The organism is Streptomyces sp. YIM 98790 (assembly GCF_011421595.1).
Taxonomy (GTDB): domain Bacteria; phylum Actinomycetota; class Actinomycetes; order Streptomycetales; family Streptomycetaceae; genus Streptomyces.
Map to the genome: position 1 here is coordinate 1 of NZ_WTLH01000044.1, position 20,291 is coordinate 20,291.

Here is a 20,291-nt window from a genome sequence, read left to right on the forward strand (position 1 = left end):
GCGGCGGTCGCCGCGGCGACCGCCGCCGCCCCGGCCCGGCCGGGCCGGGTGCCGGGCGGGATGCGCCAGCGCATCCCGTTTCCCCCGCTGCGCACCGGCCGGCCGAAACGGGAGGGCAGGACGGCCAGCACCCCGACCGCCACCACCGCGGTCAGTACCTCCACCAGCAGCAGTGTCAGCGCCACGTCGGGGGCGCCGGCCAGCAGGAACCAGACGGTCACCAGCAGCCCGGTGACGCCCAGCAGGGCCAGCGCGACGAACGGCGAGCGGGTCAGCACGGTGGCGCCCACGGCCACGGCCAGCAGCGCCAGCAGGGGCCATTCGGGCGCGATGGCGGGCGGGCCGCCCAGGGTGCCGGTGCCGCCGGCGGCCCATACCGCCCCGCCCAGGACCAGCAGGGCCAGCAGCGGCCGGGCCAGGAACGCGGCCGTGCTGTCGCTGTGGTCGGGCCGGGCGACCAGGTGCCCGAAGCGCAGCAGGGAGTCGTAGCTGCGGGCGAACCCTTCGCGGGACTCGGGCATCCGCAGTACCAGCCGCTCCACCTGCTCCCGCCGCAGGAAGAGCAGCAGGCCCACCGCGATGGCCGTCGCCGACATGGCGAGTTCCGCGGAGAAGCCGTGCCAGAACTCGTAGTGCGGGACGTGTGCCCCGGGGTCCACGGCGAGCACCGCCCGTTCCACCACCGGGTCCAGCAGCGGCACGCCGGGGCCGAGGACCAGCCCCAGCAGGGCCGCCACCGCGGGCGGAATGAGGAAGAGGTAGTCCGGCTCGTACAGGGTCCGCTGGGTGAGCCGGCCGCCGCCGAACGCGCCGATCATGATCCGGGCCGCGTAGGCGAAGGTGAGGGCCGAGGCGGCCATCGCCACGCCGGCCGTGAGCCAGCCCGTCCAGGCGGCGCCCCCGGTGTCGAGGTAGCCCTCGAAGAGTGATTCCTTGCTGACGAAGCCGATCAGCGGCGGCACCCCGGCCAGGGACAGGGCGGCCAGCGCGGTCATCGCCGCGCTGCGCGGCATCACCCGCCACAGCGCGCCCAGTTCGCGGATGTCGCGGCTGCCCGCTTCATGGTCGATGATGCCGACCAGCATGAACAGGGTCGCCTTGAACAGGGCGTGGGCCGTGGTGTGGAGCATGGCCGCGGCCAGGGCGGTCGGCGTGCCCACCCCGATGGCCGCCACGAGCAGTCCGAGCTGGCTGACGGTGGAGTAGGCGAGGATGCGTTTCAGGTCGTGCTGGCGCAGCGCCCACACCGCGCCGAGTACGGCGGTCAGCAGCCCGCCGGCGACCAGGGTGGCGGTCCACGGGGGTTCCCCGGCGTACAGGGCGGAGAAGCGGGCCAGCAGGTAGATCCCGGCCTTCACCATGGTGGCGGCGTGCAGGTAGGCGCTGACCGGGGTGATCGCGGCCATGGCCCCGGGCAGCCAGGACTGGAAGGGGAACTGCGCGGACTTGGTGAAGGCGGCGACCACGACGAGCACCCCGGCCGGCACGGCCAGCGGGGAGGCCAGCACCTGCGCAGGGTCGTCCAGGATGCCGGTGAGGGAGGTCGTGCCGGCGGCGATCGCCAGCAGTACCCCGGCCGCCAGCAGGGCGAGTCCGCCGGCCGCGGTGACCAGGAAGGCGCGGGCGGCGGGTACCGCTGCTTTCGGCCCGGCGTCGGCGATCAGCAGGAACGAGCAGACGGTGGTCGCCTCCCAGAACACCACCAGCAGGATCACGTCGTCGGCCATGACCAGCCCGAGCATGGCGGCGGCGAACAGGGTGAGCAGGGTGTAGGTGGAGGTGTGCCGCTCGCCGGCCGGAAGGTAGCGGGAGCAGTAGGCCATGACCAGCGCGCCGACGCCGAGCACCAGCAGGGAGAACAGGCCGGCCAGCCCGTCGAGGCGGAGGGCGAACGCCACGTCCAGGTCCGGCAGCCAGAGCCACGACACGGTAACGGGGCGGTCCTCGGGGCCCCAGGGGATGAGGAAGGCGAGCAGCGCGCCGACCGCGAGGAAGCCCGCGGTGAGCGGGTAACCGGTGGCGCGGCCGAGCCGCCGGTCCAGCAGGGGTACCGCGGCGGCCAGCGCCAGCACGGCGGCGAGGGCGAGGACCAGCAGCACGCGGGGAGCCCTCCTTCGGTTGCCGCCAGACGACGCGTCGCGCGGAGTCTCCACCAGCGTCCCAGGAATACCGGGTGGAATTGCGGAAATACGGTCATACCGGCATGTCGGCTGAGCAAGCGCTTATTGACACGGGTTCGTGGCGGCTCCATGCTCATGCCCCGGTGGTGTTTCAGTGGCTGAAACATCTCTGCGGTGATCCCGACGAGTCCGTGACCTTCCCGAGCAGCCCGAGGAGTACCCATGACCCTGCCCGCCACCGGCCGCGCCTGGCATCTCACCGCCCGCCCGCACGGCTGGCCCGCCCCGGAGTGCTTCGCACTGCGCGAGGAGCCGGTCCGGCCCCCGGAGGAGGGCGAGATCACGGTGCGCAACCTCCACCTTTCGGTGGACCCCTACATGCGCGGCCGGATGAACGACGTGAAGTCCTATGTGCCGCCGTTCCGGCTGGACGAGCCCATGGACGGCGGCGCGGTGGGCGAGGTGCTCGCCTCCCGGGCGCCGGGGTTCACGGCCGGCGACCATGTGCTGCACGGCCTCGGCTGGCGCGAGTACGCCACCCTGCCCGCCCGGCACGCCACCGCCGTCTCCGCCGAGGCCGCCCCGCTCACCGCCTATCTGGGTGTGCTCGGCATGCCCGGCCTGACCGCCTGGGCCGGGCTGCTGGAGGCCGCGGCCTTCCGGAGGGGCGATGCCGTCTTCGTCTCCGGCGCGGCCGGCGCGGTGGGCGGACTGGCCGGCCAGATCGCCCGGCTCAAGGGCGCCTCGCGGGTGGTGGGCAGCGCCGGATCGGATGACAAGGTCCGCCTGCTCACCGAGGAGTACGGCTTCAACGCCGCCTTCAACTACCGTTCCGGGCCGGTCCGCGAGCAGCTGCGCGCCGCCGCCCCGGACGGCATCGACGTCTACTTCGACAATGTCGGCGGCGACCATCTGGAAGCCGCCATCGGCGCCCTGCGCACCCACGGCCGGATCGCGGTGTGCGGGATGATCGCCCAGTACAACGCCACCGAACCGCCCGCCGCCCCGCGCAATCTGGCGCTGGTCATCGGCAAGCGGCTGCGCATCCAGGGCTTCCTGGTGAACGACCACAGGGAGCTGCGCCCGGCCTTCGTGGAGCAGGTCGGCGGCTGGCTGCGCAGCGGCGAACTCCGTTACCGGGAGACCGTGGTGAAGGGCATCGGCCATGCCGCGGACGCCTTCCTCGGCCTGCTGCGCGGCGACAACACCGGGAAGATGATCGTCACCCTGGACGACGGCCCGGAAGGCCCGGACGGCTCCGCGCACGGCTGAGAAGCCGGGCATTCCGGAACGCCGCCGCCGTTTCCCGCCCGATGCATTGACCGTGACGCGGCTCACCTCTACCGTCCCGTTCGAGTATCCGATCGGCATTCGATATATCGAACGAACCTCTCCTGACCCCACCGACCGAGAGGGGACGGTATGAGCCGCATACCCCACCACCCCCGCCACTCCACCGCGCCGCCCCCCGGCCGCACCGGCGGAGCGCCCCGGCCCACACGCCGCGGCCTGCTCGCCGGTGCGGCCGGCCTCGGCGCACTGACCGCGCTGGGCGGCGTCTCCGGCTGCGCCTCGCCCGCCGCGCTGGCCGCCGACGCCGACCGGGTCCGCTTCTGGAATCTCTTCAGCGGCGGCGACGGCCAGAACATGCGCCAACTTTTGAATCGTTTTCGTCGGGATCATCCGGACATTCCGGTTGACGACACCACCCTTGCCTGGGGAGACCCCTACTACACCAAGCTCGCCATGGCCGGCGCCGGCGGCCGGGCCCCGGAACTGGCCGTCATGCACCTGGGCCGGATCACCGGCTTCGCCCCGGGCCGGCTGCTGGACCCCATCGACACCGGACTGCTGGAGCAGCACGGCATCCGCCGCGAGGACTTCAACCCCCTGCTGTGGGACCGGGCCGTGGTCGACGGCAAGCTCTACGGGCTGCCGCTCGACATCCACCCCTCGGTCTGCTACTACAACCGCCCCGCCTGCCGGGACGCCGGACTCCTCGGCGACGACGGACGGCTGGCCGAGATCACCGGCGCCGAGGACTTCCTCGCCGCACTCGGCGCCGTGCGCGAGGTGATCGGCCAGTCGCCGCTGGGCTGGAACGCCCTGGCACCCGTCGAGTGCTGGTGGACCTTCCTCTCCCTCTACACCCAGACCGGCGGCACCATCCTCGCCGAGGACGCCGCCGCCATCACCCTGGACGACGACCGCGCCGCCGAGGTGCTGGCCTTCCTGGCCCGGCTGGTCGCCGAGGAGTACGCCGTCCCCGGCCAGGACCTGGTCGGCTACCTGGTCAACGGCGGCGGCTTCGTCTGGTTCGGCAACTGGCTGGTCATCAACTTCAACGACGCCGGGCTGGACTACGGCGCCCGCCCCTTCCCCACGCTGTTCGGCACCCCGGCCGGGCAGGCCGAGTCGCACTGCTTCGTCCTGCCCCACCAGCGCGGGCGCGGCGGCCGGGCCAACGAGGCCGCCCATCTGCTGATGGCCTGGCTGGTCTCCCACAGCCTGGCCTGGGCGGAGGCCAGCCACGTCCCCGCCTACCTGCCGGTGCTCTCCGACCCGGAGTACCTGGCGCTCCAGCCGCAGGCCGAATACCGGGCCGCCATGGACCGGGCGGTCTTCGACCCGCCGGCCTGGTTCAGCGGCACCAACTCCCGCATCCAGCAGGAGGTCGGCGTCCACATCTCGGCCGCCGCCATGGGCCAGGTCTCCCCGGCCGACGGGGTGCGCGGCATGCGCGACGCCCTGGGCCGGCTGCTGGCCACCCGCAACCCGTTCGGCGAGGGGAGCGCCGCATGAGCAGCACCGCCGCCACCCCGGCCTCCTCCCCGTCTCCCTCCCCCTCCCCGTCCTCCGCCCCGCCGTCCGGCCGCCCGGACTCCGCCGCCGGCCGGCGCCGGGCCGCGCCGGGCGGGTCCGCGGCCCGCCTGAAGCGGGCGCTGAACCGCCTGGACGGCACGTTCCAGCACGGCGCCTGGTTCCTCGTCCCCTTCCTCGCCCTGTACGCCCTCTTCCTGGTCTGGCCGCTGCTCTCCGGCATCTGGTACAGCCTGAACGAGACCAATCTGGCGGGCATCGACACCGAGTTCATCGGGCTGGACAACTACCGCGAGGCGTTCGACGACCCGGCGGTGTGGGACTCGCTGCGCAACACCCTGGTGTTCACCGCCCTGGTCACCCCGATGATCGTGATCACCGCCTTCGGGCTGGCTCTGCTCACCCACCACCTGAAGTACGGCACCTGGTTCTGGCGGCTGGCCTTCTTCGCGCCCTTCCTGCTGCCCTCGGCCGTGGTCTCCGACCTGTGGGAGTGGATGTACCAGCCGGACTTCGGCCTGTTCAACAACGCCCTCGGCACCCGGGTGCCCTGGCTGCTGGAAGGCGGCTGGGCGATGTTCTCGGTGGCGCTGACCACCCTGTGGTGGACGGTCGGCTTCGCCTACCTGCTCTACCTGGCCGCCCTGCACGCCATCCCGCCGCATCTGTACGAGGCGGCGGAACTGGACGGGGCCGGGCCGCTGAAGCGGTTGTGGCACATCACCGTGCCCATGGTGCGCTCCGTCACCGGGCTGATCGTGATCCTCACCCTGCTGGCCTCCCTCCAGGTCTTCGACCAGATCTTCCTGATGACCAACGGCGGGCCCAACAACGAGACCCGGCCGGTGGTGCAGTACATCGTCCAGCAGGGCTTCACCGGCTACCGGATCGGCTACGCCTCGGCCATCTCCTACATCGTCTTCGTCCTGATCGTCTCCGTCACGCTGCTGCGGCTGCTGGCGGTCCGCAAGCGTGAGGAGGATCTGCGATGACCACCGCGACCGCGACCGCGACCGCCGACGGGGCCGCCGCGTCCGCCACGTCCACCGCGTCCGCCCGGCCGCCGTGGCTGCGCCGCAACGCCGGCCAGCTCGCCCTGACCGCCGTCGCCCTGCCGCTGGCCCTGCTCTGGCTGGTGCCGTTCGGCTGGGCGCTCTCCACCTCGCTCAAGCCGGAGGGCGAGACCCAGGTCCTGCCGGTGCACTGGCTTCCCGAGGACTTCACCCTGGCCGCGTACCGCAGCGTGCTGGGCGAGGGCGACCTCTTCGTCTGGCTGCTGAACTCGGTGATCGTCTCGGCAGGGGTGACGGCGCTGTGCGTGGCGGTCTCGGCGACCGCCGCCTACGGCTTCGCCCGCACCCGATTCCGCTTCCGGCGCGCCCTGTTCGGGCTCACCCTGGCCGGGATCATGGTGCCGGGCACGGTGCTCACCGCTCCGCTGTTCGCCACCATGCGCTCGCTGGGGCTGGTGGACACCTACTGGGGCATCATCCTGCCGCAGGTGGTGGCGCCCGCCATGGTGTTCATCCTCTACACCTTCTTCCGCGGCATCCCGCGGGAGCTGGAGGAGGCCGCCGTGCTGGACGGGGCCGGACGCTGGCGGATCTTCCTCACCCTCGTGCTTCCGCTGTCCCGCCCGGTGCTGGCGGCGGTGTCGATCTTCGTCTTCATCGTCTCCTGGAACAACTTCATGTGGCCCTTCCTGGTCACCACCGACCCGGATCTGGCGACCCTGCCGGTCGGCCTGGCCACCGTGCAGTCCTCCTTCGGCGTGCGGTGGGCCCAGCTGATGGCCGGGGCGCTGCTGGCGGCGCTGCCGCTGCTGGTGGTGTTCGTCTTCTTCCAGCGGCAGATCGTGCGCGGCGTGGCACACACCGGCATCGCGGGCTCCTGAGCCGACGCCGGACGCCGGAGCCGGACGCCGTGCCGGGGCGGCGGGTGCTCCCCGTTGACCGGGGTGCACCCGCCGCCTACAGTCTCCCTGCGCCCATTGTTCGAAACGCCGACCGACGTACGAAATTTCGGACTCCCGTACATCCGCACACTTCCGAGGACCCCTATGAGCGCTCCGCCTTCCGCCGGCACCGCCCGTTTCGCCCTCGACCCCGACTTCGCCGTGGGGACGGCCGACCCGCGCCTGTTCGGCTCGTTCGTGGAACACCTCGGCCGCTGCGTCTACACCGGCATCTACGAGCCGGGCCACCCCAGCGCCGACGAACAGGGTCTGCGCACCGACGTGCTGGAGCTGATCCGGGAACTGGGCGTCACCGCCATCCGCTACCCGGGCGGCAACTTCGTCTCCGGCTACCGCTGGGAGGACGGCGTCGGCCCCAGGGACAAGCGCCCGCGCCGGCTCGACCCGGCCTGGCGCTCCACCGAGACCAACCAGTTCGGGCTGTCCGAGTTCATGGACTTCCTCCGCAAGGTCGGCGGCGAGCCCATGATGGCGGTCAACCTCGGCACCCGCGGCGTCGAGGACGCCATGCGGCTGCTGGAGTACGCCAACCACCCCGGCGGCACCGAACTGTCCGACCTGCGCGCCGCGCACGGCGACAAGGACCCGTTCGGCATCCGGCTGTGGTGCCTGGGCAACGAGATGGACGGCCCCTGGCAGATCGGCCACAAGAGCGCCGAGGAGTACGGCGCGCTCGCCACGGCCACCGCCCGCGCCATGCGCATGATCGACCCCACGCTGGAACTCGTCGCCTGCGGCAGCTCCGGACAGTCCATGCCGACCTTCGCCGCCTGGGAGTCCACCGTCCTCCAGCACGCCTACGAGGAGGTGGACTACATCTCCATGCACGCCTACTACGAGGAGCTGGACGGCGACCGCGACTCCTTCCTGGCCTCCGCCGTGGACACCGAGTCGTTCATCGAGAACGTGGTGGCCACCTGCGACCACGTGGGCGCCCGGCTGAAGTCGAAGAAGAAGATCAACATCTCCTTCGACGAGTGGAACGTCTGGTACATGAACAACCCCGAGTCCTCGGTGATGACCCCGCCCGAGGACTGGGCGGAGGCCCCGCGCCTGCTGGAGGACAACTACTCGGTGACCGACGCGGTGGTCTTCGGCTCGCTGCTGATCGCCCTGCTGCGCCACGCCGACCGGGTCAAGGTGGCCTGCCTGGCGCAGCTCGTGAACGTGATCGCGCCGATCCTCACCGAGCCGGGCGGCCCGGCCTGGCGGCAGACCACCTTCTTCCCCTTCGCCCAGGCATCCCGGTACGGGCGCGGCACGGTGCTCCAGGTGCGGCCGGAGAGCCCGGTGTACCAGACCGCGAAGTACGGCGAGGTGCCGCTGCTGCACGCCACCGCGGTGCGGGACGAGGACAGCGGCGCGGTCACGGTCTTCGCGGTGAACCGCAGCCGGACCGAGCCGCTGCCGCTGGAGGTCGCGCTGCGCGGGCTCGGGCAGGGCGAGGTCGTGGAGCACAGCGTGCTGGCGGACGCCGACCCGGACGCCCGCAACACCCTGGAGCAGCCGGAGCGGGTCCGGCCGCACACCGCCGCGCCGGGCACCACCTCCCTGACCGGCGGCGTGCTGCACACCACCCTGGAACCGCTCTCCTGGAACGTCATCCGGCTCCGCTAGGCGGTGCGGCGGGCGGGACGGCGTCTCAGGCGCCGGGTGCCGGAGCGGTGGCGGCGGCGATCAGCAGCTCCTTCACCTGGTTGGTGATGTCCCGGCGGTTGGCCACCAGGACCGGATCGGTGTAGCGGCCCTCCGCCGGGTCCGCGTTCTCCGGGGCGAACTCCAGCACCGGTGTGTGCAGGTGCCCGCCCGGAAGGCTGCCGCCCAGGCCCAGCCGGTCGCGCAGCAGGGTGGCCCGGTAGGCGACCTCGTTGGACAGATACGCGCCGCCGCCCCCGGCGCGGGCCGCCGCGCCGGGCTCGCCGCTGGGCCCGTCCGCCCGCATCACCGGCTCCTCCGCCTGCCCGGGGAGCTCCTGCACCGCCGTGTTGTCCACCACCGGGAAGCGGCCGCTCCCGGCCGCGGCCATCGCCTGGTACGGCAGCGAGGTCACCGTCCACTGCGGGGCCGTGGCCGGGTCGTCCACCGGGACGGCGCCCGCCGACTCCTCCCCGGCGTTGTCGGTGCCGCCGCCCCGCCAGGCGGCGTTGTACCGCTCCAGATGGAAGGCGCCCGGCTGCCCCTGGCTGATCGTCAGGAACAGCGCCACCTGCCGGGGGCCGGGCTCCAGATAGGGCCGCAGCGCCCGCTCCACGATCCCGGCGGCGAAGTCCGCCCAGCGCACCGGCAGCAGCACCGCCGCCACATGCGCGGTACGGCCGTCCGGCAGCCGCATCGCCGCCCCGTCCAGGGCGAGCGCCGCCGCGCCGGAGGGATTGCCGCGCCGGATGTCCCGCTCCAGCCGGAACGGATCGAAACCGGTGATCACCAGGCGGAGCCGCTCGTCCCCGGCGGGCAGGTGATTGCCCGTCATCCCGCGGGAGGCGTACTCCAGTTCGGTGATCAGGTGCGGGATGTCCGCATCGAACCCGGGCCGCCAGGCGCGCAGGGCGCGGCGCATGGCCAGCCGGGTCCAGTACAGCGGGCGGTCGTCGCCGTCCGTCTCGCGGAGCTTGCGCACGGCATTGCGCCACAGCACCAGTCCGTGCCGCCGGACGGTGCGCAGCGCCTCCTGCGGGGTGCCGGCATTGCCGAGCGCCTTCTCCAGGGACGGCACGGCATCCGCCAGCCCGCCGTGACGCAGGATACGCTGCGGCACGTTTTCCTCCAGCCGCTCTTCTTCCGCGACCGCCGACGCCGTGGGGAGCGCCGGGGACGGTCCGCTGTCTGACGGGACTGCCGAGGAGGGTGCGGTGGACACGGGTGCTCCGGTGGTGCGGGGACTGGGGTGCGCTCAGAGCTACCAGGCACACGCCGGAGGCGGAAGCGCCAACGCATTTCCGGAAGGTCTCGTTCCGGCGACATTCCCGCATGCTCCCGGACGCTCCCCGCATCCTCACGCAGAGAACTCAAGCGGCTGCTCGCTGTGACAAATCGGGTACTGTCGCCTCATTGCGGGTTTCGCGGCCGATGACATGGGCACGCGAATCGGTGCAACCCTACCGAAAAGGACAAAACCACTATGGGTATTCTCGCGTGGATTCTGCTGGGCCTGCTGGCCGGCCTGATCGCCAAGGCCCTGATGCCCGGGCGCCAGCCCGGCGGGATCATCGTCACCACCCTGCTCGGTATCGGCGGCGCCCTGCTCGGCGGCTGGCTGGGCAAGGTCATCTTCGGGGTGGAATCGGTCGACGGCTTCTTCGAACTGTCCACCTGGGTTGCCGCTGTCGTCGGAGCGGTGATCATCCTCTTCCTCTACCAGCTCTTCACCGGCCGTCGAGGCTCCCGCGCATAGCCGCCGCACACCGCTCCCCGGCACCCCCAGGAGACCGGCCACGCCCACCGGCGTGGCCGGTCTCCTGGCGTTGCCGTGCCCGGGCGGCCCCCGCCCGCTGCCGGGAGCGGGACATCGCGGGGAGCGCCGTGCGTGGCCGGATGCCGCCCGTCCTTCGCCGGTCCGCGGCGATTGCCGTGCGCACAGCGGGTTCCGTGAGGCTGCGGGTGCGCACCCCGGCCCTGCGCGGGGCCCGCGACGGTCGTGCGCCCGGGCGCCGCCCGGGGCGAAGTGACCTGCCGGGAAGGCCTTCTGGTCAATTACCGGAGATTGCCGCACAGGGACCATGCGGATCGGGTGCGACCCGATAGCGTCGGCGAGCGCGAACATCTGTCCCCCTCGGTAAGGCAGTTGGCGCTCCCCAAGGCCGTGCGCGAAAAGCCGGGCGCACCCGTCCCGGAGGAGTTCTGTGGTCCCCAAAACCGTGAAGGGCGCGGCAGCCGGAGGCATCGCCGTGGCCATCGTCTTCGTCGTGACCCTGTCGGCGGACGCCGCACCCTCGGACAAGCCGCAGATCCTGGCCGGCTTCACACAGAGCGGCGAGGCGAGTTACCGGGCCTGGGCGGACGCCGACGCCGACCGCGGCGCCTGGAGCGCGTACGAGTTCGACTGGAGCACCGACTACTGCAGCAAATCGGCTGACAACCCGCTCGGCTTCCCGTTCAAGAAGGCGTGCCAGCGGCACGACTTCGGCTATCGCAACTTCAAGGAACTCGGCACCTTCGAGGACCACAAGAAGCGGTTGGACGACGCCTTCCACGCCGATCTGAAGCGGATCTGCAACCGCTACGGCACCTTCCGCAGGTCCACCTGCCGCACCATCGCCTGGACGTACTACCGGGCCGTGAAAACCCTCGGCGACTGATCCGCGGCCCGTCCCTCCCCGGTCCGCGCACAGGACGATGCCGCGGCGGTGACGGCTTGCCTGCGGCGAGTCCCGGATTGTGACGCGGCTGAGACGGGCGGGTATGGCTCGATGTCGGTGCGGCTCGGTAGCGTGCGTGACGTCCGCATCTTTTTCGTATCGCCGTGGAGTTGGTCGTGAGTCGTCGTCTGGTGCGTAGGGGTCGGGTTCGCGTCGCCGTGGCGGGCGCGGTGAGCGCCGTGCTGCTGCTCGGCGGATGCTCCGGGGACGGGAACGGCGGGGACGACGAGATCGCCGCGGACAGCGACAACGGGCGGTCCGAGAGCCCGCAGCCGGATGAGACGGAGGAGCCCGCCGAGTCCCCCGCACCGGCGGAGGACACCGTCGAGCGCCCGGACATCCAGGTCGCGGACTTCCTGACGCTGGAGTTCGAGGAGGCCGAGACGGGTGATCCCGTGGCGGACGCGGTCCTGGCGGACACCCAGGGACAGATCGAGGCCACCTACGAAGTGCTCACCACGCACGATCAGGAGAACTCCAGCATCGGCTTCTACAACAAGGGGCAGGCACTCATCGGCGAGATGGACTTCATCGAGTCCGCCATCGATCAGAACGCCACATCGGGCGGTGTGATGCGTTTCTACCGCTGGGATGTCGAGCTGGCGGAGGGTGGAGCTTCCGCGACGGTCTCCTACTGCCGTGATTTCACGGAGGTCTACGACATGGACATCGACACCCGGGAGATCATCCAGGAGGCCGATCCCGACGCCCTGCCCACTCGCTACCTGACCAGGGTCGAGAAGAACGGATCGGGGGTTTGGCAGACAGTGGAGCTGCAACCGGAGCGGAAGTCGGAGCAATGCCGGTGACGGGTGCGCGAAGGGCACTTGCTGTCGCCGGCGCGCTCGTCCTGGCCTTCTCCCTGCCGTCGCACGCCTGGGCCGACCTGCGTGACGGAGGGGACAGCGACACGTCCGGGGATTCGGACGGGGACGGGGACATCGGCGCGGGGGCGCAGGTGCGGATCAGGTTCACGCCGGAGGCCACCAGTCCGGAGGGGGCCCTGACCAGCAGCGTGTGGAGACCGCCGGCCTGTTACTACGCGCCGCTGCGCACGCCGGAGGAGATGGAGGCGTACTGGGCGGACATGCTGGCGCAATTCCACACCCCGCCCTGGCCGCCGGAGGACGTGCAGTCGATCCGGGACTCGCATGAGCGGTTCCTGGAGGAATACCCGGACTACAACCTGGAACAGCAGGGGGACGGAGCGTTCTGGGGGGTGGTGCGCAATGACGACTACCCCCTGGAGGAGCAGCTGAAGTGCGAGTACCGCACCTTCTGGGTGGACTTCGAGGATCCGCCGCCGGTGGAGCCGTTCGTGGTGGACACCCAGGTGCTGGCGGAGCTGGCCTGGGAGCAGACCCGGGTGCCGGACACCGAACTGTCGCTCAACCCCGATGTGGGTGAGCAGAAGGTCAATCTGCCGATGTGGGTCTGGCTGGACGGAGCCCGGTTCGCCCCGGTGACGGTGCGGGCGGAGCTGCCGGACTACGGCATCTGGTCGGAGACCACCGCCACCCCGGTGAGCCTGCGGCTGGAGCCGGGTACCGAGGACGCCGTCCTCTACCCCTCGGACGGGGTCTGCGAGATCGGTTCGGACGGGCGGATCGGCGAGCCGTACACCGCCGGGCGGGCCGGTGAGGACCCGCCGTGCGGGGTGCGCTATCTGCGGGCCACCCACGACGGCGGCAGCTACCCCCTCCAGGCCACCCTCACCTGGGAGGTGACCTGGCAGGACTACACGGGCAACACCGGAGACCTGCCCGACGGCAACGTGGACGACACCGTCGAGGTGACCGTCCAGGAGATTCAGACCATCGTCAGGTGACGGGCGGCTGCTGTCCCGGGCCCGGGCCCGGGCCCGGGCCCGCGACCGGGCCGGGGGCGGGAGCGGGGACGGGGAAGCGGGCCAGCGGTCCGGGCAGCCGGGCGCCCGGGGGAGACATGGCCCCGGCCGCACCGGCGTCCAGCCGGGCCAGCAGGTCCAGGGCCAGCCGCCCGCGGCGGACCCGTTCGCGGGCGGCGGCCAGTGCCGTCTCCCGCATGTGCCGCCCGTACGGGTAGATCCCCGGGGCCTTGCTCAGCCCGAACTTCAGATAGACCGGGGAGCCGCGGCGGACGAGGCCGGCCACCTCGTGCATCCGCACATAGCCGCCGAGGTCGTCCGGGGCCTCCAGGTAGAAGTCCAGCGGCACCCGGGTGACCCGCCGGATCTCGGTGAGGTGCTGGAGCGTCAGGTCCGAGGGGATGTTGACCGAGTCGGCGCCGAGCTGCTCGTGCACCGCGACCGAGGCCGGGTTCACCGGGCCGATCAGGGCGGACACCTTGAGGGTGGTGTCGGCCGGGAGGGTGCCTGCGGCCCGCAGCCGGTGCAGGGTCCACAGCACGCCCTCGTCCGCCACCAGCAGACAGCGCACCCCGAGCTCGGCGGCCCGCAGCGCGTCCTCGACGCATCCGGCCAGGGCGTCGTTGCCGCGCGCCCGCGGTCCCGCCCCGCCGGAGGAGGTACGCGTGGCCGCGCCGATGTCCCAGGTGCCGCGCGGGCCGGTGAACAGGCACAGTTCGACGCCCGCCGCGGCACACGCCTCGGCCATCTCGGTGATCTCGGTGTCGGTCAGCATCCACACCCCGCTGCCCTGGCTGATGCGGTGCACCGGCACCTCCAGCTCGGCCGCCTCCTTCAGCACCGCGGTCAGGATCTCGGGGTTCTCGGTGGACGGTATCTCGGTGCGCCAGCGGCCCCCGTCCGGGAAGGCGTGCGGGGAGGCGTCGGTCTCGTGGACGGCAGGGAGGGCGTGGCCGAGGGACGCCAGCGCGGCGTCTCCGGGACGGCGGGGTGAGGCGGCGGCGGACACGGTGCTCCTTGCTGGTGGTTGTCTCGCTGGTGGTTGTCTCGGACGGGCACGTTCGGCTGCTGCTGCGGCCCGCCGGGGCGGGCGAGCGGCGGCCGGGGCGGGCGGCTAGGGCTGGAGGAGGACTTTCCCGACCTCGGGATCGCCGCTTCCGACCAGTGTGACGGCGGTCTCGAAGCCGGTCAGCGGCAGACGGTGGGTGACCAGCGGGCCCGGGGCGAGCAGACCGGCCGCGAAGGCCCGCACCGCGTAGGACCAGGCGGCGGAGGGCGCGCCGAAGACGGTGGCCACGGAGAGCTGCCGCAGGGTCAGCAGACCCGGGTCCAGCCCGGTCGCCCCGGGCGCGGCGATGCCGGCCAGCACCACCCGGCCGCCGCGCCGCGCCAGCGCGCAGGCGTCGGCGGCGGAGGAGCGGGCGCCGGCGGTCTCCACCACCAGGTCGTAGCCGGCGGCCGGACCCGACCCGGCCGCCGCCTCACCGGGCACGGCGGTACGGGTGGCGCCCAGTTCGGCGGCCAGCCGCCGGGGGCGTTCGCGCGGGTCGACGGCCAGCAGTTCGGACGGCGAGGAGGCGGTCAGCAGCTGGACGGCCAGCAGGCCCAGCGTGCCGGCGCCCACCACGGCGATCCGGTCGCCGGGCACCGGTTTCCCGGTCAGCAGCGCGGCGGCCACCACGGCGGCCGGTTCCAGCAGGGCCGCGGAGGTCAGGTCGGCGTCGTCCGGCAGCGGGTGCAGCAGCCGGGCGGGCAGGATCAGGTGGTCGGCGAACGCGCCCGGCCGGGTGAAGCCGGTCTCCTGGTAGGGGGCGGAGCACAGGGTGGTCTCGCCGGAGCGGCAGCGGTCGCAGGACTGGCAGTTGCGGAAGCCCTCGCCCACGGTCTTGCGGCCGGTCAGCGCCGGGTCCACGCCGGGGCCGGTGGCCTCGACCGTGCCGGACCATTCGTGCCCCGGCACCACCGGGTAGCGCACGAAGCCCTCGGCCCGGGTGCCGTCCCAGATCTCCCGGTCGCTGGCGCAGATGCCGGCGGTGTGCACCGCCACCCGTACCTCGCCGGGGCCCGGTTCGGGCGGTTCGGGGCGGGTGAGCAGCCGGTGGCGGCCCGGGCGTTCGACCAGAACGGAGCGGGAGCCGGTGCGCGCTGCGCCGTGGTCTCCGGCGTGGTCTCCGGCGCGGTCTCCGGTGCGGTCTCCGGCAGGCGGGCCGGCGGCGCGTGCGCTCATCGGCGGGCGCGGCCGGAGCCGCCGTCGCGCTTGTGCCAGTCCTCGGCCCACAGGTCGAAGTGCGCCTGCTGCTGCGGGAACCCGGCCGCGGCGTCGGTGTCCAGCTCGACGCCCAGCCCGGGGCCGTCGGGCAGCGTGAACCAGCCGTCGACGACCTCCGGGGCGCCCTTGACCACCCGTTTGATCTCGGCGTCGGCGAAGTCGTTGAAGTGTTCCAGGATCGTGAAGTTGGGGGTGCAGCCGGCCAGGTGCAGGCTCGCGGCGGTGAGCACGGAGCCGCCGACGTTGTGCGGGGCCATCAGCACGTAGTGGGTCTCGGCGGTGGCGGCCAGCTTCCGCATCTCGCCGATGCCGCCGATGTGGCCGAGGTCCGGCTGGATGATGTCGGCCGCCTGCGACTCGAACAGCTCGCGGAACTCGATCCGGTCGTGGATGCGCTCCCCGGTGGCGATCGGCAGGCTGGTACGGGCGGCCACCTTGGCCAGCGCCTTGAGGTTCTCCGGCGGCACCGGCTCCTCCAGCCAGGCGGGCCGGAACCGCTCCAGCTCGCCGGCCAGCCGCACGGCGGTGGCGGGGGAGAAGCGGCCGTGCATCTCCAGCAGCAGCTCGCAGTCGTCACCGATGGCGTCCCGGACGGCCTCCACCAGGGAGAGGGAGCGCAGCGTCTCGGCGTGGCCGAGCTCGAAGCTGCCGGTGCCGAACGGGTCCAGCTTCAGGGCCCGGTAGCCGCGCTCCACCACGGTGCGGGCGGCGGCGTGGAAGGCTTCGGGGGTGCGCTCCACGGTGTACCAGCCGTTGGCGTAGGCCTTCACCCGGCGGCCGTTCTCCGAGGTGTCGGCCAGCCCGCCGAGCAGCTGCCAGACGGGGACCCCCAGCGCCTTGCCCTTGATGTCCCAGCAGGCCTGTTCCACGCAGGCGATGCCGGACATCACGATCTCCCCGGCGCGGCCGTAGTCGCCGTACTTCATGCGCCGCACCAGGTCCTCGACGGCGAACGGGTCGGAGCCGGCGATGTGGTTGGTCTCGGCTTCGCGCAGGTAGCCCAGCAGCGCGTCGGTACGGCCCAGCATCCGGGTCTCGCCGACCCCGGTCAGGCCCTCGTCGGTGTGCACCTGGACGTAGGTGAGGTTGCGCCATGGGGTGCCGACGACATGCGTGCTGATTCCGGTGATGCGCACGGGACCTGCCCGCCCCTTCGTGTTCGAGATCTCGTTTTTTGTTCGAAATTGTGACGAGGTGACCGTAGTGAGGGCCGGCCGGGGCTGTCAACGGCGACCGGCCCCGGCCGGACTCCCGCCCCGGGACCCGGACTCCGCCCCGGACCCGGCCCGGCCACCGGCCCCGGCCGGGCCTTCCGGCTCAGTCCGGGCTGGTGATGCGCTCGTGGGCGATGTCGGCGAGCACCCGCTGCCCGGCCACGCCCGGGTGGAACCAGTCCCAGCGGCTCAGCTCCGCCACCGTGAACGGGTACGCGAACACCGCGCCGTCGTCGTAGCGGCAGCGTTCGTCCTCGGAGCAGACGTCCTCCAGCACGGTGTTGAACTCCTGTACCCGCTCCCGCACCTCGTCGCGCCGGGCCGTGGCCGCCGCCTCGGCCTCGGCCTCCGACTGCCCGAGCATGGAGGGGCAGATCCCGAACCGCCAGATCTGCTGGGCCAGCGCGTTCTCCCGGCCCACCGTCCACAGCCGGTGCAGGTCCGGCACGCTCGCCACATAGATCTGGGCGGTGGGCAGGGCGGCGCGGATGATGCTCAGCGTCTCGGCGAAGTCCTTGCGGAAGTCGGCGACCGGGGTCATCGACTCCGTGTCCGGGGCGCAAGCGTCATTGGCCCCGATCAGCACGGTGAACAGCTCCGGCCGGTGCGCCACCGCCCGGCGGGCCTGCTCCGGCAGGTCGGCCATGCGGGCACCGGCCACCGCCTCGTTCCAGGTCTGCTCGGCGGGCAGCCGCTGGGCAAGGCTGTCCACGCCCGGCTCGGTTCCGGTCGCCCAGGACACCTCCGGGCAGTCGGAGAGGACCGAGCAGGCGTCGAAGCCGGTGGTGATGGAGTCGCCCAGGGCGGCCAGGCTCGCGGGGGAGACGTCCCAGGCGGGCGGCTCCCCGGCGGCGGACTTGTGCTCGCTCTCCTCGCCCAGCGTGGTGGAGGCGGCCTGGTCGGTGGTGTCCCCGGACGAGGTGCAGGCGGTGGCGGCGACGGCGGTGAGGCCGGTGACCGCCGCCAGTGCGGCGGCGGCGAGCCTGCCGCCGGCGGACCGGCGCGGACGCGGGGCGGCGGGTGCGGGCGGAGTGGCGGCGTTGGTGAGGCGGCTGCGGGTGACCGGCATTCAGCGTCGTCCTTCGGCTTGCGTCTCTGCTGCGCGTCCCGCAGCGGTAGCTTGGGCACGGGCCGGTGACGGTTCCGGCGACGGTACGGGCGGCACTGCCCGCGCCCCCGGCCCGGTGGTCCGCTCAGTGGACTATGAAGACAAGAGTAAGAGATTACCCGGCGTTACCGGCTGTCCATTTTGCCGAGATTGGACATCCATGGTGTTTACTGTTCGTGCCTGTGCGCCGGGGGTGAACAACCCGTTGCGGCGCGGGGCGCAGGCACGCGCGCACAGCCCAGCGGCGGGACGGAGCGGGAGGTCCGGATGACGACACGAGGTGTCCTGTACGTACACTCCGCGCCCCGCGCGCTGTGCCCGCATGTGGAGTGGGCGGTCTCCGGGGTCCTGGGCAGCCGGGTGGGCCTGGACTGGATCAGACAGCCCGCATCCCCGGGCACCTGGCGCGCCGAGCTCTCCTGGCAGGGCCCGGTCGGCACCGCATCCCGGCTGGCCTCGGCGCTGCGCGGCTGGGAACTGCTGCGCTTCGAGGTGACCTCCGAACCCTGCGCGGCGGCCGAGGGCGAGCGCTACAGCTGCACCCCGGGGCTCGGCATCTATCACGCGGTCACCGGCCTGCACGGCGACATCATGATCCCGGAGGACCGGCTGCGCGCCGCGGCCGAGCGGGCCGGCCGCGGCGAGAGCGACCTGGCCGCGGAGATCTCCCGGCTGCTGGGCAAACCGTGGGACGACGAGCTGGAGCCGTTCCGGTACGCCGGGGAGGGCGCCCCGGTCCGCTGGCTGCACCAGGTCGTCTGAGCGGTTCCTCCGGACGGCCCGCCCGGCTCAGGCGGACGGCGGACGTCCGTCCGGGCGAATTCGCCGGCTCAGGTTTCCCGCGCGGCGGTGGTGTCCAGCAGCCGGTGCACGGCCCGCTGGGCCCGCACCACGGCGGCGCTGTCGCCATGCAGCTGGATCGCGTGGTTCAGGCTCATCATCACCCCGAACAGCTCGAAGACCAGCTGCTCCGGATCGGTGCCGGCGGGCAGCTCGCCGCGCCGCACGGCCGTCCGCACATCGGCGGCCAGCCGCCGCCGCCACACCGCGAACTGCCGTTGCAGCAGCGCCCGCACCGGCCCGCCCCGGCCGTCGTACTCGAAGGTGGAGCTGACGAACAGGCAGCCGCCGGGGAAGACACCGCGCTCCAGGTAGGAGATCCAGGCGGCGCACAGTGCGCGCAGCCGCTCCAGTCCCGGGCGGGCGTCCGCCGCCGGGTTCCACACCTCGCTGTTGAAGATCACCGAGGCGCGCTCCAGGGTGGCGAGCTGGAGTGCCTCCTTGGAACCGAAGTGGCCCAGCAGCCCGGACTTGCTCAGGCCCAGGTCCTCGGCGAGCCGCCCGATGGTCAGCCCTTCCAGCCCTTCCAGGGAGGCGACGTCGACGCTGCGCCGGATGATCCTCTCCCGGGTGGAGCGGGCTTCGGCGGCCGATCTGCGCGGACTCATGACACCGAGTATAGAGTCCGACCGATCGGTCGCTATAGTCGCCCCATGACGTCTTCCGCAGCTCCCGGGCCTGCCGCCACCGTGCCGTCCGGCTCCCGCCGCTCCCGTATCACCGCGCTGGGCCACCACCAGCCGTCGCAGGTGCTCACCAACGACGACCTGGCCGGCATGGTCGAGACCAGCGACGAGTGGATACGCCGGCGCACCGGCATCGTCACCCGCCGCATCGCCCGCGAGGAGACGGTCACCGATCTGGCCGCCGCCGCGGCGGAGAAGGCCCTGGCCCAGTCCGGTACCGACCCGGCCGACATCGGCCAGGTGATCGTGGCCACCTGCTCGGCACAGGACCGCTCGCCCGCCATCGCCGCACAGGTCGCCGGGCGCACCGGGATCACCGGTGCCATCGCCTTCGACCTGAACAACGCCTGTGCCGGCTTCACCACCGCACTGGCCACCGCCGACCACACGCTGCGGGCCGGCGCCGCCCGGCACGCGCTGGTGATCGGCGCCGAGAAGATGTCCGATCTGACGGACTGGACGGACCGCTCCACATGCGTGCTGCTCGGTGACGGGGCGGGCGCGGCGGTGCTCAGCGCGGTGGACGAGCCGTCGTCCGGCGGTGGCGGGGGGATCGGTGTCGGGCCGGTGGTGTGGGGCACGGACCCGTCCCGGGGCAGCGCGGTGCGCCTCCAGGACGCCTGGCAGCCCCGGTTCGCCCAGGACGGCCAGACGGTGTTCCGCTGGGCCACCACGGTGCTGCCCGCGCTGCTGCGGGAGACCTGTGAGCGGGCCGGGATCACCCCGGCGGAGCTGGGCGGGGTCGTCACCCACCAGGCCAATCTGCGGATCATCGAGTTGCTGGTGGACAAGCTGGACTGCCCGCAGGCGGTGGTCGCCCGCGACGTGGCGGACAGCGGCAACACCTCGGCGGCGTCCATCCCCATCGCCATGTCGAAACTGGTGGAGCGCGGCGACCTGCCCTCCGGCGTCCCGGTGCTGCTGTTCGCCTTCGGCGGCGGCCTCTCCTGGGCCGGCCAGATCGTCACCGCCCCCTGAGTGCCCGAGTGCGGAGCACGCCCGGCTGCGGCCGGGCACGGCGAAGGGGCCGGACCCGGAGGTGCTCCGGGCCCGGCCCC

At 72.6% G+C, this 20,291-nt stretch carries 18 protein-coding genes; 11 read left to right on the forward strand and 7 right to left on the reverse strand.

The annotated features are described in order from the left end of the window. Positions 1-2,099 (reverse strand): proton-conducting transporter membrane subunit (locus GQS09_RS10395; protein ID WP_165985727.1); only part of this gene is annotated, 2,099 nt, incomplete at its 3' end. A 243-nt stretch (positions 2,100-2,342) separates the two neighbouring features. Here GQS09_RS10395 and GQS09_RS10400 point away from each other — a divergent pair. The 5 genes from GQS09_RS10400 to GQS09_RS10420 all read left to right on the forward strand — a co-directional run bounded on the left by GQS09_RS10400 (position 2,343) and on the right by GQS09_RS10420 (position 8,532). Then, positions 2,343-3,392, forward strand: coding sequence for an NADP-dependent oxidoreductase (locus GQS09_RS10400; RefSeq protein ID WP_165985728.1), 1,050 nt, complete (start codon positions 2,343-2,345; stop codon positions 3,390-3,392). 150 nt (positions 3,393-3,542) lie between these two features. Next, complete coding sequence (locus tag GQS09_RS10405; protein WP_165985729.1) at positions 3,543-4,922, forward strand: extracellular solute-binding protein; 1,380 nt, start codon at positions 3,543-3,545, stop codon at positions 4,920-4,922. Further along, positions 4,919-5,932, forward strand: a complete 1,014-nt coding sequence (locus tag GQS09_RS10410; protein ID WP_165985730.1) for a carbohydrate ABC transporter permease — start codon at positions 4,919-4,921, stop codon at positions 5,930-5,932. The genes GQS09_RS10405 and GQS09_RS10410 overlap by 4 nt, the downstream gene beginning before the upstream one ends. Continuing rightward, positions 5,929-6,834 carry a carbohydrate ABC transporter permease gene (locus GQS09_RS10415; RefSeq protein ID WP_165985731.1) on the forward strand — a complete coding sequence of 302 codons (906 nt, stop codon included), beginning with the start codon at positions 5,929-5,931 and terminating at the stop codon, positions 6,832-6,834. Before GQS09_RS10410 ends, GQS09_RS10415 begins: the two co-directional genes overlap by 4 nt. A gap of 165 nt (positions 6,835-6,999) precedes the next feature. Next, positions 7,000-8,532, forward strand: coding sequence for an alpha-N-arabinofuranosidase (locus GQS09_RS10420; protein WP_165985732.1), 1,533 nt, complete (start codon positions 7,000-7,002; stop codon positions 8,530-8,532). Positions 8,533-8,557: 25 nt separating this feature from the next. Here the strand turns inward: GQS09_RS10420 and GQS09_RS10425 are convergent, their stop codons facing one another. Continuing rightward, positions 8,558-9,670 (reverse strand): pyroglutamyl peptidase, encoded by a 1,113-nt coding sequence (locus tag GQS09_RS10425; protein WP_207957676.1) that lies wholly within the window; start codon positions 9,668-9,670, stop codon positions 8,558-8,560. Positions 9,671-10,033: 363 nt separating this feature from the next. On the opposite strand from GQS09_RS10425, the gene GQS09_RS10430 reads away from it, so the two are divergent. The 4 genes from GQS09_RS10430 (at position 10,034) to GQS09_RS10445 (ending at position 13,098) form a co-directional block, all read left to right on the forward strand. Beyond that, positions 10,034-10,306 (forward strand): GlsB/YeaQ/YmgE family stress response membrane protein, encoded by a 273-nt coding sequence (locus GQS09_RS10430; protein WP_165985734.1) that lies wholly within the window; start codon positions 10,034-10,036, stop codon positions 10,304-10,306. A gap of 448 nt (positions 10,307-10,754) precedes the next feature. After that, positions 10,755-11,210, forward strand: coding sequence for a phospholipase (locus GQS09_RS10435; protein ID WP_165985735.1), 456 nt, complete (start codon positions 10,755-10,757; stop codon positions 11,208-11,210). A gap of 230 nt (positions 11,211-11,440) precedes the next feature. Then, positions 11,441-12,079: a hypothetical protein gene (locus tag GQS09_RS10440; protein ID WP_165985736.1), complete on the forward strand. Its 639-nt coding sequence runs from the start codon at positions 11,441-11,443 to the stop codon at positions 12,077-12,079. Beyond that, positions 12,076-13,098, forward strand: a complete 1,023-nt coding sequence (locus GQS09_RS10445; protein WP_165985737.1) for a hypothetical protein — start codon at positions 12,076-12,078, stop codon at positions 13,096-13,098. The genes GQS09_RS10440 and GQS09_RS10445 overlap by 4 nt, the downstream gene beginning before the upstream one ends. Here GQS09_RS10445 and GQS09_RS10450 read toward each other — a convergent pair. From GQS09_RS10450 to GQS09_RS10465, 4 genes are all read right to left on the reverse strand, one after another. Then, on the reverse strand, positions 13,091-14,125 hold the full coding sequence (locus GQS09_RS10450; protein ID WP_313896075.1) for a hypothetical protein: 1,035 nt from the start codon (positions 14,123-14,125) through the stop codon (positions 13,091-13,093). The two genes, GQS09_RS10445 and GQS09_RS10450, sit on opposite strands and share 8 nt — an antisense overlap. Positions 14,126-14,230: 105 nt before the next feature. Beyond that, positions 14,231-15,343, reverse strand: a complete 1,113-nt coding sequence (locus GQS09_RS10455; RefSeq protein ID WP_165985738.1) for a zinc-binding dehydrogenase — start codon at positions 15,341-15,343, stop codon at positions 14,231-14,233. Beyond that, the gene (locus tag GQS09_RS10460) at positions 15,340-16,521 is read right to left on the reverse strand and encodes a mandelate racemase/muconate lactonizing enzyme family protein (protein WP_165985739.1); all 1,182 of its coding nucleotides are present in this window, start codon (positions 16,519-16,521) and stop codon (positions 15,340-15,342) included. Before GQS09_RS10460 ends, GQS09_RS10455 begins: the two co-directional genes overlap by 4 nt. Before the next feature lie 181 nt (positions 16,522-16,702). Further along, positions 16,703-17,668: an SGNH/GDSL hydrolase family protein gene (locus tag GQS09_RS10465; protein ID WP_165985740.1), complete on the reverse strand. Its 966-nt coding sequence runs from the start codon at positions 17,666-17,668 to the stop codon at positions 16,703-16,705. A 306-nt stretch (positions 17,669-17,974) separates the two neighbouring features. Here GQS09_RS10465 and GQS09_RS10470 point away from each other — a divergent pair, with 306 nt between their 5' ends. Then, positions 17,975-18,469: a DUF3145 domain-containing protein gene (locus GQS09_RS10470; RefSeq protein WP_165985741.1), complete on the forward strand. Its 495-nt coding sequence runs from the start codon at positions 17,975-17,977 to the stop codon at positions 18,467-18,469. A gap of 68 nt (positions 18,470-18,537) precedes the next feature. Here GQS09_RS10470 and GQS09_RS10475 read toward each other — a convergent pair whose 3' ends face one another. Continuing rightward, the gene (locus tag GQS09_RS10475; RefSeq protein ID WP_165985742.1) at positions 18,538-19,155 is read right to left on the reverse strand and encodes a TetR/AcrR family transcriptional regulator; all 618 of its coding nucleotides are present in this window, start codon (positions 19,153-19,155) and stop codon (positions 18,538-18,540) included. Positions 19,156-19,200: 45 nt separating this feature from the next. On the opposite strand from GQS09_RS10475, the gene GQS09_RS10480 reads away from it, so the two are divergent. Next, positions 19,201-20,211 (forward strand): beta-ketoacyl-ACP synthase III, encoded by a 1,011-nt coding sequence (locus GQS09_RS10480; protein ID WP_165985743.1) that lies wholly within the window; start codon positions 19,201-19,203, stop codon positions 20,209-20,211. Positions 20,212-20,291: the final 80 nt, after the last annotated feature.